Annotated in this window: 10 protein-coding genes; 9 read left to right on the forward strand and 1 reads right to left on the reverse strand. The window is 56.4% G+C overall.

Going from position 1 to position 12842, the window contains the following annotated elements:
- Nucleotides 1–19: 19 nt before the first annotated feature.
- Nucleotides 20–1291, forward strand: coding sequence for an adenosylhomocysteinase (locus GSF01_RS11205; RefSeq protein WP_159883926.1), 1272 nt, complete (start codon nt 20–22; stop codon nt 1289–1291).
- Nucleotides 1292–1480: 189 nt separating this feature from the next.
- Here the strand turns inward: GSF01_RS11205 and GSF01_RS11210 are convergent, their stop codons facing one another.
- Nucleotides 1481–1864 carry a hypothetical protein gene (locus GSF01_RS11210; protein WP_159883928.1) on the reverse strand — a complete coding sequence of 128 codons (384 nt, stop codon included), beginning with the start codon at nt 1862–1864 and terminating at the stop codon, nt 1481–1483.
- A gap of 247 nt (nt 1865–2111) precedes the next feature.
- Between GSF01_RS11210 and GSF01_RS11215 the strand changes: the two genes are divergently transcribed.
- The 8 genes from GSF01_RS11215 (at nt 2112) to GSF01_RS11250 (ending at nt 12842) form a co-directional block, all read left to right on the forward strand.
- Nucleotides 2112–3296 carry a DUF4349 domain-containing protein gene (locus GSF01_RS11215; protein WP_159883930.1) on the forward strand — a complete coding sequence of 395 codons (1185 nt, stop codon included), beginning with the start codon at nt 2112–2114 and terminating at the stop codon, nt 3294–3296.
- Between the two features lie 165 nt (nt 3297–3461).
- A complete protein-coding gene (mraZ, locus tag GSF01_RS11220) occupies nt 3462–3899 on the forward strand; it encodes a division/cell wall cluster transcriptional repressor MraZ (protein ID WP_159883932.1) in 438 nt (145 codons plus the stop codon).
- A gap of 33 nt (nt 3900–3932) precedes the next feature.
- On the forward strand, nt 3933–4889 hold the full coding sequence (gene rsmH / locus GSF01_RS11225) for a 16S rRNA (cytosine(1402)-N(4))-methyltransferase RsmH (protein ID WP_159883934.1): 957 nt from the start codon (nt 3933–3935) through the stop codon (nt 4887–4889).
- Between the two features lie 42 nt (nt 4890–4931).
- On the forward strand, nt 4932–5375 hold the full coding sequence (locus tag GSF01_RS11230) for a cell division protein FtsL (protein WP_235941412.1): 444 nt from the start codon (nt 4932–4934) through the stop codon (nt 5373–5375).
- Between the two features lie 28 nt (nt 5376–5403).
- A complete protein-coding gene (locus GSF01_RS11235) occupies nt 5404–7791 on the forward strand; it encodes a penicillin-binding transpeptidase domain-containing protein (protein WP_159883936.1) in 2388 nt (795 codons plus the stop codon).
- 73 nt (nt 7792–7864) lie between these two features.
- A complete protein-coding gene (locus GSF01_RS11240; RefSeq protein ID WP_159883938.1) occupies nt 7865–9871 on the forward strand; it encodes a stage V sporulation protein D in 2007 nt (668 codons plus the stop codon).
- A gap of 71 nt (nt 9872–9942) precedes the next feature.
- Entirely contained in the window at nt 9943–11436 is a 1494-nt protein-coding gene (locus GSF01_RS11245; protein WP_159883940.1) for a UDP-N-acetylmuramoyl-L-alanyl-D-glutamate--2,6-diaminopimelate ligase, read from the forward strand.
- Nucleotides 11433–12842, forward strand: a complete 1410-nt coding sequence (locus GSF01_RS11250) for a UDP-N-acetylmuramoyl-tripeptide--D-alanyl-D-alanine ligase (RefSeq protein WP_159883942.1) — start codon at nt 11433–11435, stop codon at nt 12840–12842. Before GSF01_RS11245 ends, GSF01_RS11250 begins: the two co-directional genes overlap by 4 nt.

Below are 12842 nucleotides of genomic sequence, written 5' to 3' on the forward strand. Positions count from 1 at the left end.
ACTTTAGGAGGAATGACAAGTGGCTAAAAGTACGGCAGACCGCAGTATTATTCGCGACATCTCGCTCGCGCCCGAGGGGCATTTGAAGATCGATTGGGTTAACGCCCATATGCCGGTATTGAATAAGATCCGCGAGCAATTCGAAAAGGAGCAGCCCTTCAAGGGCTTGAAGGTGGCAATCTCGCTTCATTTGGAGGCGAAGACGGCTTACTTGGCCAAGGTTGTACAAGCAGGCGGGGCGGATGTTACGATTTGCGGCAGCAACCCGTTGTCCACGCAGGATGATGTTTGCGCCGCGCTGGTGGAAGACGGCATTACGGTATTCGCCAAGTACAATCCGGAGCCTCAGGAATACAAGGAGCTGCTGATCAAGACGCTGGAAACCGAGCCGGATCTCATCATCGACGATGGCGGCGATCTGGTGACGATTCTTCATTCGGAGCGCAAGGATCTGGCCAAAAACGTACGCGGCGGCGCCGAGGAAACGACAACTGGGATTTTGCGTCTGAAATCGCTGGAGAAGGATGGGCAGCTGCAATTTCCGATGGTGGCGGTCAATGACGCTTTCTGCAAATATTTATTCGATAACCGCTACGGAACGGGGCAATCCGTCTGGGATGGTATTAACCGGACGACAAACCTTGTAGTAGCAGGCAAAACTGTAGTCGTAGTCGGCTATGGCTGGTGCGGCAAAGGCGTTGCGCTGCGGGCGAAAGGTCTTGGCGCCAACGTAATCGTTACAGAGATCGATGCGATCAAGGCGGTAGAAGCTTACATGGACGGATTTGCCGTCATGCCTATGCTCGAAGCAGCCAAGCAAGGCGACTTCTTTGTTACGGTAACGGGGAACCGCGACGTTATTCGCGGGGAGCATTATGAAGTGATGAAGGATGGCGCGATCTTGTCGAACGCCGGTCACTTTGACGTCGAGGTGAACAAGCTGGAGCTGGAGGCCTTGTCGGTGTCTAAGCGCACCGTGCGCCGCAATATCGAGGAGTATACGCTGAAGGACGGGCGCAAGTTCTACTTGCTAGCCGAAGGCCGGCTGGTCAATCTGGCGGCAGGCGACGGTCATCCGGCCGAGATTATGGATATGACGTTTGCTCTGCAAGCCATGTCGCTGAAATACGTCAACGACAACTATAAGCAGATCGGCGGCAAGGTAGTTAACGTGCCTTATGAACTGGACGAACAAGTGGCGCGCTTCAAGCTCGCGGCACTCGGCTTCGGGATCGACTCCCTGACCGCCGAGCAAAAATCGTACCTGGACAGCTGGGCCGAACATGAATAGAAGGGAAGCGCTCTTTAGCTAGTGCTTGTATGGGACTGCCGGTACTGTGCTGCCGGCAGTCCTGCCCTACATCAATAAAGCCAACCTCCGCCGCTTGCGAGGTTGGCTTTATTGCGCATATTCCATTATGAAGAGCAGAGAGTCCTCGAATCCGGCGGTTTGCCGGGCTTGCTAGGTAAGGCGGTTCCGCTATCTTTGATAGACGGATTTGGTTACGGCATTTGTTGTTTTCGCATTCGTTTTAGGGGCCGGAGCTTGTGTGGGAGCTGGAGCCTTTTCCGCCGGAGCGTTGACTGCCGTGACCGATTCTGCGCCTGCCGGCTTGTCGGCGGTTGTCATTGAAGCGGTGCCGCCCGAGGCGGTGTCTTGAACCGTCGGGGCTTCCGGCGCGACCGGATCGGTAGAAGAATTCCCGCTTGCAGGGTCGTTCTCCCCGGCTGGTAAGTTGGCCGCCGTAGCAGGCCTTATTCCTTGCTGCTTCATCGATTGTTCCCAATGCCGATCCCCCAAGATCAACACGAGAATAAGGATTACAAACAAAATGAGTACGCTCCAGCGCTGTGCCGTTATCATGAAAGACGGTCCCCCTGCCAACTCCGTTGTGGATGAGACAAATTATAGCACATCTTGCAAAGGAATTGGATACAGTTAGCAAGGACGGACTGGCTTGATTGCCCGCACCCGCGATGCATCGAGAAATTTTGGTAGGCGCTATGCCGATCGGATGCAACAACCTCTCCCCCTTGCGCGTCAATAGTAGCAGAAGTATCCAGGAATGCGATTGGCGGAGCTTCATGATTCCTACCGAGGGGGCCGGGATATGAGAACAGACAAACCGGAAGAACGGATTGTAAAGCAGGGGACAGGTTTGAAGCGGCTATTGAGCTTTGGAGCAGGAGGATCGGTTATGCCGGGCAGGGCGGGAAGAAAGCTCATGCTGCTGGGCATCGCCGCAGCTATGCTGTTCTCCGGCTGCAGCGGCTCAAACGGCGAGAAGCTGGATCATGCGGTCGCCAACGACGCCAAATCCGCTGCCTCTCCGCAAGCTGCGAATAGCGAAGTCATGGCGGACAGAAACATCACGACGACATCGAAACAGGTAAGCGGCCCAAGTGAGGCTCAGGGTCAAGGCGCGGGAATGACCTCGCAGGCGGCGCAGACTCCGCAGGCTGATGACACGTTCAGCCGAAAAATCATCTACCGGGCTAATCTGACGATGCAGGTCGACAGCTATGAAGAAACGGAAGCACTCGTTCAGGAAGCGGTACGCGCAGCGGGGGGCTATGTGCTGCAGTTCAGCGAGAACGCTTCCGCCACCGAGAAGTTCGGCTCCTTCGTGATCAAAGTGCCGGCCACAGGCTTTGAATCGTTAATCGGCCAACTGGAGAAAATCAATCCGGCCATGCGCAAGTCCATGGAGGGCCAGGATGTCACGGAAGAATATGTGGATTTATCTTCGACGCTTAAAGCTAAGGAGCTCATGGAGGAGCGTCTGCTGGCCTTTATGGAAAAGGCGACGAAGACGGATGAGCTGGTTGCGTTCTCGACAGAGCTCGGCAAGGTCCAGGAGGAAATCGCGCGGATCAAGGGGCGAATGCGATACTTGGAGCAAAACGTGTCCTACTCTACGATTGATCTGCGCATCGTACAGAAGATCGCTTCCGCCGATGTCATAGGGGCAAAGGATCGCGGGCCTCTGGGCAAGCGCGCCTCTCAGGCGCTCGACGGCTCTCTGGCCGTACTGAACTTAATGCTGCAGGGACTCATCGTCATGGGCGCAGGCGCTCTGCCTATTCTAGTCTTGTTAGCGCTGATCGGTGTGCCTGTCCTATGGGCCCGCCGGAAGCGGCAGGCAAGGCAAGCCGAGCTGCGTCGGCAAAGATTGGAGGAGAACAGACGGCAGACGGGTAAGGAAGAGCGAAGGGCCGATGGAACGACAGAGAATCCGGATTCCGGAGGAAGTGGCGGCGAGCGGCCTGGCGAAACCGAACAGACAGAACCATAAGGCGGGGGAAAAGCTGAACCCTGCGGAGTCTAATAACATAGAACTGCGTGCGAAAAAATCCTGTTTCTTCGAGAGAAGAAGCAGGATTTTCGTTTATTTGGGAGAATAGTTACTGTACAGGTGGTGGAAAGTGGGGTAAAGTGGGTAAAAAGGGGGTGGCGCGTGGTGTTCATGGGGGAATATCAGCATACGATCGACGAAAAAGGCCGGATGATTATCCCGGCAAAGTTTCGCGAAGCCCTCGGAGCATCGTTCATCGCCACTCGCGGTTTGGATCAATGCTTGTTCGTTTATCCCATGCAGGAATGGTCGGTTCTGGAACAAAAGCTCAAAGCGCTGCCGCTGATGAAATCAGACGCCCGCGCTTTCACGCGTTTTTTCTTTTCCGGCGCAACGGAGTGCGAGCTCGACAAGCAGGGGCGGGTCAATTTGCCCAATATGCTCGTTGACCATGCCAAGCTCGAGAAAGATTGCGTCGTCATCGGCGTTTCCAATCGGGTAGAGATTTGGAGCAAGGCGATCTGGGAAAGCTATTTCCAGCAATCGGAGGAGTCGTTTGCGGAAATCGCCGAGAAGCTCGTCGACTTCAATTTTGATTTTTAGCCCTGGCAGCAGGCCGATGTAGGAGGAGAAGCCGTGTTCCATCATGTAACGGTACTTAAGCAAGAAGCGGTGGAAGGTTTACATATTCAGTCTGACGGTATTTATGTGGATTGTACGCTTGGAGGCGCCGGGCACAGCCTGGAGATCGCTTCCAGACTAGGCCCGGGAGGGCTGCTGATTGCCTTTGACCAGGACGATGCGGCGCTGGAGAGCGCCAAAGAACGGCTGGCAGGCGTGTGGGACAGGGTAAGGCTTGTTCGCAGCAACTTCCGCTATCTGGAGCAGGAGCTGGCGAAAATACCTGAGGCGTGCCGGTCAGGCCGCCCGCAGGTGAACGGCATTTTGTTCGACCTGGGCGTGTCATCGCCGCAGCTCGACGAGGCTGACCGCGGCTTCAGCTACAATTACGATGCTGAGCTTGATATGCGGATGGACCGTACGGCTCCGCTAACAGCCAAGGATATTGTGAATGACTGGTCGGAGAAGGAAATCTCGGACATTTTATTCCAATACGGCGAGGAGAAGTTTTCCCGCCGTATCGCGGCGCGGATCGTCGAAGCGCGCAGCGTGGCCCCGATCGAAACAACCGGACAGCTGGTCGAGCTGATCAAGGAAGGAATTCCCGCGGCGGCCCGGCGGACCGGTCCGCATCCGGCGAAGCGAAGCTTTCAGGCGCTTCGGATAGCCGTAAACGATGAGCTGGGCGCTTTCGAGGACGCGCTGAAGCAGGCGGTCCGCTGCCTCGCTCCGGGCGGACGGGTCGCCGTCATCACGTTCCATTCGCTGGAGGACAGGATCTGCAAGCAGACCTTTGCCGGTTATGTGGCCAAGTGTACTTGTCCATCGGATTTTCCGCTATGCGTATGCAATCCCGAAGGAGAGCTCAAGCTGGTCAATCGCAAGCCTATCGAACCTGGCCGGGAAGAGCTGGAGGTTAATCCGCGGGCACGCTCGTCCAAGCTGCGGATCGCCGAGAAGCTGACGAAATAAACATTTAGGCAAGACTTTGAATTGACGAATAAGGGGGAGAACATGTTGCCGGCATATATGCATGGGAATCTCGCCGTCGAGCAAAAGACGGAGCAGAAAGCCAAGGTTCAGGAGACTAAACGGGTCGTTTATCGCCGGAAGACGCTGCCTCTGCAGGAAAAGCTGCTATACCTATTTACCGTCTTTATTTGCGTTATTGTAGCGGGGGTCATTATTTTGCGCTATGCGCAAATCTATGAGATGAGCACGCAGATTCGGGATATCGAGCATAAAATTGCCAAGCTCGAGTCGGAGAATAGTATCTTGAAGCAGAAGCTGGATGCTGCGATCGAGCCCCATCGCATGCTGGAGCAAGCGAAGGAGCTCGGCTTCAGTACGGCTGAGCCGAATCAGGTGAAGTCGGGAACCGGCAAGTCAGCCGCAGCCTCCAAGCAGGCAGGTTCCAAATCTACGGCAAACGCCAAGAAAACAAAGGATCAGCCCTGATCCGGGAGGGAAAAGGGGGATGTGAACGATGACGAAAATTGTAAAGCTGCGTTCGCTGCTTATCGGAGGGGCCTTCACCCTCCTTTTTGCTGTGCTGGTCGTTCGGCTTTATTGGGTTCAGGTTGTGCAGGGGGCGGAGCTGCTGGCTATGGCCAAGGAAAGGTGGGCGCTGGACAAGACGATACAGCCTGTCCGGGGGACGATTACTGACCGGAACGGCAAGCTGCTCGCGGAAGACGCGCCGTCCTATACCATCGCTCTGGAGCCCCTAACGATCCGAAACCAGGGAATCGAGCTTGATATCGTGAAGGGTCTCGCTCCTATCCTTGCTTCGGAGGAGGATCCGGGAGCAGTGATGGCGATGGAAGAGCGGATCCGCACCCAACTGAACAAGACGCGGAATGACGGCAAGACGCTTCTAGGACAAGTCCAGCTCGGTAACGAAGGCTGGAAAATCGATGCCGAAACCGGAGATAAGGTAAAAGCTTTGCGCGAGGAGCTGCAAGAAAAGCTGAAGCAGCGGCAGGAGCATCTGCAAGGCAAAAAACCAAGCCCGGAAAGTATCAATACGGGAATTGTGCTGCTGCCCGAGGAGAAGCGGTTTTATCCCGCGGAAAAGCTGGCGGCCCATCTGATCGGCTACACGAACAAGGAAGATACGCCGGTCATGGGGCTTGAGCAATCGTTGAACGATTATCTCAAAGGAGAGCCGGGTGCGCTCTATTATGAGAAGGCGCCCAAAGGCGTCGGACTACCCGATCCTAAAAACCGGTATACGCCGGCGGTCAATGGCAGCAATGTCACGCTGACGATCGACAAGAACATCCAGTTTTACATGGAAAGCGCTATTGAGAAAATATATGACAAGTATAAGCCAAAAAGCATAACAGCGATCGCCGTCGATCCGCATACGATGGAAATTTTGGGCATGGCCAATGCGCCGACCTTTAACCCGAATAAGTATTGGGAAACGAAAGACCAGCGTAATTTCATGAACCATGCGATAGCCTCTCAGTATGAGCCGGGGTCAACCTTTAAGCTGGTTACACTGGCGGCTGCGGTAGAAGAGGGGGTTTTTAATCCCAATGAGGATTTTCAGTCCGGGTCCATTCGGGTAGCAGACCGAAGGTTGCATGACCATAATATCTCGGGATGGGGGAAAATCTCGTATATGGAAGGGCTGAAGCGGTCGAGTAACGTGGCCTTTGTCAAGCTGGGCATCGAGAAGCTCGGCAACGAAAAGCTGAGGAGTTACATCGACAAGTTCGGCTTCGGAGCAAAAACGGGCATAGACATCCCCGGGGAGGTCAAGGGGATCGTCAACATGCGCTATGCGCCCGAGTTCGCAACAGCGACCTACGGCCAAGGGCTGACGGCGACGCTGCTTCAGCAAACCTCGGCTTATGCAGCCGTGGCGAATGGCGGCAAGCTGATGAAGCCGTATGTGATAAAGGAGATTACGAATCCGGATACAGGCGAAGTCGTGAAGCAAACCGAGCCGCAGCTGATCAGGCAGGTTATCTCCGAAGCAACCTCCAAGCAAGTGGGTGAATACCTGGAGCAGGTCATCTCCGACCAATCCATAGGTACCGGCAGGAAGGCTTACATCGAAGGATACCGGATAGCCGGCAAGACCGGTACGGCCAACAAGGTATTGGCTGGTGAGAAAGGATATGCTACCGGGAGGTGGGTCATTTCGTTCATCGGCTATGCGCCGTTAGAAAATCCGCGCATCCTGGTTGCGATCGTCGCTGACGAGCCGGACCTGGGAGGGGATTACCATCTGGGCGGTGATGTGGCGGCTCCAGCCTTCCGCGAGATCGTCTCCCAATCTCTTCGTTCCATGGGAATCGCACCGACCGTGACTACGCCAGCGAAGCCGGCACAGGTAACCGAAAAGGCCAAGCTGCCGGACCTGACGGGGATGAGTCTGGATCAAACGAAGGCCCAGATGAATAAATTAGGCCTCACCGTAGAGCCGCTCGGCAAAGGAAGCGCCGTTCTGGCCCAAAATCCTGCGGCAGATACAGAAATCGGAGCTTCGCAACGAATCTATGTATTAATGGAAGAGCCGGATAACGTAAAGGTGCCGAATCTGGCCGGCAAGTCTCTGCGCGATGCGCTCGAAGTGTGCTCTCTTCTCACGATCCGCTGCCAATCGACTGGCGAAGGATACGTGGCCGATCAATCCTTGAGCGGAGAGAACGAGAATCGGCTGCTGACCTTGACGCTCCGGCCTTACAACGAACTGACTGCCCAACCGACGGGTGATGGGGAGAAGAATGAAGAGAAAGCCCCATCCAAGGCTGCGGGAAGCGAGTCTAAGTCGGTGGCTGATTCAAAGGCCGCTTCTGGAGAATCCGTCAAGTCCAGCAATGCTTCTTCGACAGTCAAAGGAAGCCAGACGTCCAGATAGCTTGTTCTAACCCCGGGTTGTCCTGAATAGGGATGTTATGAAACCATTCTTGTTCGGGAGGGATTGAGCGGGCATGAGGGCATCGAACGTAACGGTTCGCCGACGACTATTCGCCGCACTGATTATTGGAACGATATTGTTTATCGCGCTGGTGGTGCGGCTCGCGTATGTACAGATCTGGATGGGCCCCAAGCTTTCGCAGGAAGCGGAAGACAACTGGCGGCGCAATATCACGGTGAACGCCAAACGGGGAGAGGTGCTGGACCGCAACGGCGTTCAGCTTGCTTATAATATCAGTACGCCTACGGTGATGGCGATTCCTGTCCAGGTCAAGGATCCGAGAATGACGGCGGCTCGCTTGTCCGCTGCGCTCGGTACGGATGAAGAAACCATCTTCAAACAGATTACAGTCAGGCAATCCCAAGTCTATATCAAGCCCGGCGGCCGCAAAATCACGCAGGAAAAAGCACAAGAAATCAGGGCCATGCAGCTTCCGGGCATTGTCGTGGCCGAGGACAACAAGCGGTATTATCCGTTCGGTGGACTGGCTGCGCACATTCTGGGCTTCACGGGCGGCTATAATCAGGGATTGACAGGCATAGAATTAAAATACGACAAGCTGCTGAAAGGAATAAACGGCAGCATCCAGCATATGGTGGATGCCGCCGGAAAGCCGATGCCCGGCTCCAGCGAGCTGTACCGCGGACCGCAGGACGGGCTGAATCTCCAGCTTACGATCGACAGCAATATCCAAGCGATTATGGAGCGTGAGCTGGACCAGGCCATGGTGAAGTACCAGCCGAAGCACGTTATCGCCATCGCGATGGATCCGGGCAACGGCGAGATTTTGGCGATGGGCTCCCGTCCGGGCTTTGAGCCCGGAAACTACGGGGCCTACCCGGTTGAAAATTACAACCGCAATCTTCCGATCTGGATGACCTACGAGCCGGGCTCAACGTTCAAGATCATTACGCTCGCCGCTGCGCTGGAAGAGAAGAAGATCAAGCTGACCGATCCGTTCTTTGATAAAGGCTCCATCGAGGTCGCGGGCGCGCGGCTGCGCTGCTGGAAGCGTCAGGGCCATGGAAGCGAGACTTTTCTTCAGGTCGTCGAAAATTCCTGCAACCCCGGCTTCGTCGTGATGGGGGACCGGCTTGGCAAAGAAAAGCTGTTCAGCTATATCCATAATTTCGGCTTCGGCAAGAAGACGGGCATCGACCTGGGAGGCGAAGAGAACGGCATCATGTTCAAGCCTTCGCGTGTCGGGCCTGTCGAGCTGGCGACCACCTCGTTCGGCCAGGGGGTATCCGTAACCCCGATCCAGCAGGTTACGGCGATCTCGGCGGCGATCAACGGAGGCAAGCTGTACCAGCCGCATGTCGCCAGAGCCTGGTATAGGCCGGAGGACGGCGAGCTCGTGCAGAAGGTTGAACCGACTCTAGTCCGTCAAGTCATTTCTCCCGAGACATCCAAGCAGGTCAGGGAGACGCTGGAGAGCGTCGTTGCGAACGGAACGGGGCGCAATGCTTTCATCGACGGGTACCGGGTCGGAGGCAAGACGGGGACGGCCCAAAAAGTCATTAACGGCCGTTACTCGTCAGACGAGCACATCGTATCGTTTATCGGCTTCGCGCCCGCCGACGATCCGAAGGTTGTCATCTATGCCGCCGTAGATGACCCGCAGGGGATTCAGTTCGGGGGTCTGATCGCCGCGCCGCTGGTGAAAAATATAATGGCCGATACGCTTCGTTACATGAAAGTGCCTCCCCGGCAGGCTCAAATGGAACGCAAGTATGTATACGGAGATACGCCGATCGTCGAGGTTCCCGAGCTGGTGGGCCGTACGGTCGCCGATATTTATGAGGATCTGAATATGAACTTCCAGCTTGCGAAGTCAGGCGTTGGCAAAACGGTGATCAACCAGGTGCCGAAAGCGGGCTCGCGCGTCGAGCGGGGCTCTACCATTCGCATCTACCTGTCCGATAAGGGTGCCCCGGGAGAGCCAGCCCCGACGATTTTGCAGCCTGCCGTCCCCCAGCCCTCCTTCTGGGAGCGGGTTCGGGAGATTTTTAACAGCTAAGCGAAAATAGGCTTTTCAGCTCACTATTTTTTGTACATAATAGATACCATGTGTAAATGGAGGGGACTTCGATGCGGCTTAAGGATCTGTTCGACCCGCTTCTGGTAAGCCGACTGAACGGAGACGGCGATATAGAAGCGACAGGGCTCGCGATCGATTCCAGAAAGGTGAAGGCCGGCGACGTATTTATTTGCATACGCGGCCTGACGAGCGACGGGCACGACTATGCCGAAGCGGCGATAAGTCGGGGAGCGGTCGCTCTGGTAGCCGAACGCGAGCTTGAGCTGGGAGTTCCCGTGCTGGTTGTGAGCGATGCGAGAAGCGCTATGGCGGTACTAGCTAATCATTATTATAACCATCCAAGCCGGGAACTGCGCCTGATCGGCGTGACCGGCACGAATGGGAAGACGACGACTACCTACATTCTGGAGCACATCCTCAGCGATCAAGGGCATACGACCGGGCTGATGGGCAATATTCATATCAAGGTAGGGGCGGAGTTTCGCGAGAACCGGGCTACCAATACCCAGGAGGCGCTGGAGCTGCAGCGCTTCCTGCGGGAGATGGCGGATTGCGGGACGGATTATGCCTTGATGGAGGTATCCTCCCATGGGCTTGATATGGGCCGGGTGAAGGGCTGCCGCTTTCGCACGGCGATCTTTACGAACTTGACCCAGGACCATCTGGATTATCACGGAACGATGGACCGTTACCGCGAAGCCAAGAGCTTGCTATTTTCCCGACTGGGCAACGAGTATGCGGCAGACCCCGCCGAACGCCAATATGCCGTCTTGAACGCGGATGATCCGGCCTCCGAGGCGTTTCTCCGGGCGACGGCGGCACAAGCGATCACCTATGGTATCGATAATCCGGATGCGGACGTCAGAGCCGAGGGCATCGTGATGACGGAGGAGGGTACGCAATTTCGGTGCGTTACCTTCAAAGGGACCGCAGATATTCGAATCCGGCTCGTAGGCAGGTTCAATATTTATAATGTGCTTGCGGCCATAGCTGCCTCTCTTGCGGAAGACATAGCTCTGGAGAGGATCGCCGGCAGTCTGGCAAGGCTCCATGGCGTAGAAGGCCGTATGGAGGTCGTTAGCGCCGGCCAGCCCTACCTGGTGCTGGTCGATTATGCGCATACACCGGACGGATTGGAAAACGCGCTGTCGACGATTCGGCAATTCTCCACAGGGCGCGTGTACTGTGTGTTCGGCTGCGGAGGAGACCGGGACCGGACCAAGCGTCCGGTGATGGGGGCCATCGCTGCTACATATAGCGACTACGTCTATGCGACTAGCGATAACCCGAGAACGGAGGATCCCGAACGTATCTTGCTGGATATCGAGCCGGGGCTGCGCGGAGCGGGAGCGGGCGATGCCGGGTATGAGCTGATTGCCGACCGCAAGGAAGCTATCCGCAGGGCGATCTCTCGGGCGCAGGCGAAGGATGTCGTGCTCATCGCGGGCAAGGGGCATGAGACGTATCAGGAAATAGGCGGCGTCAAGAATCCTTTCGACGACCGTCTGATCGCGAAACAAGCGATAAGGGGCGATCTCACTTGATTAAACGGACTTTAGCGGAAATAGCCGAGATGGCGGGCGGCAAGCTGCACAACGATACCTATGGCGGGGTCGTTGTCCACGGGGTATCCAAGGATTCGCGAACCCTGTCTCCAGGCAATTTGTATATCCCCCTGATCGGAGAAGCGTTCGACGGGCATCGGTTCGCCGAGGCCGCGTTCGAGGGCGGAGCGAGCGCCTCGCTTTGGCAGAGCGATCATCCCGAGCTTCCCGAGGGGAGACCGCTGGTTGTGGTGGACGATTGCCTGGCCGCGCTTCAGCGACTGGCTGCCGCCTACAAGGCGCAGCTGTCCGTTCGTATTGTCGGCATCACGGGCAGCAACGGCAAGACGACGACGAAGGATCTGACGGCCGCGGTCTTGTCCACGGCATATAGCGTGCATAAAACCAGCGGGAATTATAACAATCATATCGGTCTTCCGCTCACGCTTCTGGAGCTGTCGGAGGATTCCGACATTGCGGTACTGGAAATGGGCATGAGCGGCCGCGGAGAAATTGAACTGCTCTCGAGCCTGGCCGGTCCTGAGCTTGCTGTTATTACTAACATCGGCGACGCCCATCTGCTGCAGCTTGGCAGCAGGGAGGAGATCGCCCGCGCTAAGACCGAGATTCTGGCTGGCTTGCAGCCGGGGGGAACCCTTGTGTACAATGGCGATGAGCCGCTCATGGAGCTTGCGCTGGCGGAGCTTGCGCAATCCGGCGATCGGCCGGTCGACTCCTACAGCCGGGTGCGATTTGGAGCAGGAACGGGGAATGACCTGTTTCCCTCGGGCATAAGCATGGATAGGAAGGAATCGCGCTTCACGCTGGGTGCTGCCGGAGGAAGGGAGTTTGCAATCCCGCTGCTCGGGGCTCATAATGTGCTGAACGCGCTCGCGGCTTATGCCGTCGGCCGGCACTTCGGTCTAGATGATTCCTCGATCGCTAAGGGGCTGAGCGGTGTGAAGGTGACCGGGATGCGTATCGAAGTGCTGGAGGCTCCGGGGGGCCTGACGATATGGAATGACGCTTACAATGCAAGCCCTACGGCGATGAGGGCGGCGCTCGCGCTGCTGCATGAAGCGAAGGGCTTCGAACGCAAATATGCTTGTCTGGGCGATATGCTGGAGCTGGGACCGGATGAAGCGGAGCTTCATCGCGAGGTCGGGCGGTTTCTGGACCCGGCGCAAGTGGCAGGCGTCTTTACCTTCGGTCCGCTTTCACTGCATTTGGCCGAAGGGGCTAAGGAGCGGTTTCCGGAAGGAACTGTTTGGCATTTTCGGGAAAAAGAGGAGCTGGCTCACGCGCTCCAGGCTGTCGCATCGCCTCGGGACGTTGTGCTGATCAAGGGATCCCGCGGCATGCGCATGGAGCAGATAGCCGCTTTTGTCATGCAATTGGGGGGGTAA

Source organism: Paenibacillus puerhi (assembly GCF_009846885.1).
Taxonomy (GTDB): domain Bacteria; phylum Bacillota; class Bacilli; order Paenibacillales; family NBRC-103111; genus Paenibacillus_G; species Paenibacillus_G puerhi.